We start from the raw sequence: 485 nt of genomic DNA, 5'->3' as shown, positions 1-485 counted from the left end.
TTTTTTTCGATACGGCTGGGCTTGCGTCCGCGCAGCCATTGGATCAGCCCGATCAGCCCGCCGCCGGTAAGCCCCACGGCGGAAAGCATGGCGATCAGGTTTGCAGTCGCCGCCGATTCCTTGCCGGAAAACAGGGATACCGCTTGCTCGATCAGCGTTTGCTCAATCATCAGGTCAATGCCGAAGGAGCCTGCCTTGAAGTTGCCGCCAACCTTGACGCACACCCCTGGCACGTCAGGGAAAGCGGCTTGGCGAGCGCCTGCGAGCAAGTCCGAAAACGCGACCAGCGCGGGTGCCAGTTCGCGCACGTCTATGCTGTGATTGGACAGCGCCGGGCCGTCATAGCGGACAGAAAAACGGACATTACCGGTCATGTGGGTCTCCCTGAATATCGCGCGAGTCTAGCATTTGCCCTTTGCACCGGCCATTGCCCGCCGCAAAGACCAAGAAGGAGGCGAAAAATGCTTCTTGACAATCTCACCACC

General features: G+C 59.4%; 1 protein-coding gene. It reads right to left on the bottom strand.

Annotated features, from left to right (window positions below):
• On the bottom strand, positions 1 to 374 hold a 374-nt coding region (locus AXE65_RS11780), incomplete at its 3' end, for an LAPAL motif-containing putative phage structural protein (RefSeq protein ID WP_239685094.1).
• Positions 375 to 485 lie beyond the last annotated feature (111 nt).

Source organism: Ventosimonas gracilis, assembly GCF_001580025.1.
Taxonomy (GTDB): domain Bacteria; phylum Pseudomonadota; class Gammaproteobacteria; order Pseudomonadales; family Pseudomonadaceae; genus Ventosimonas; species Ventosimonas gracilis.
This window is presented reverse-complemented; position numbering and strand designations above follow the sequence as displayed.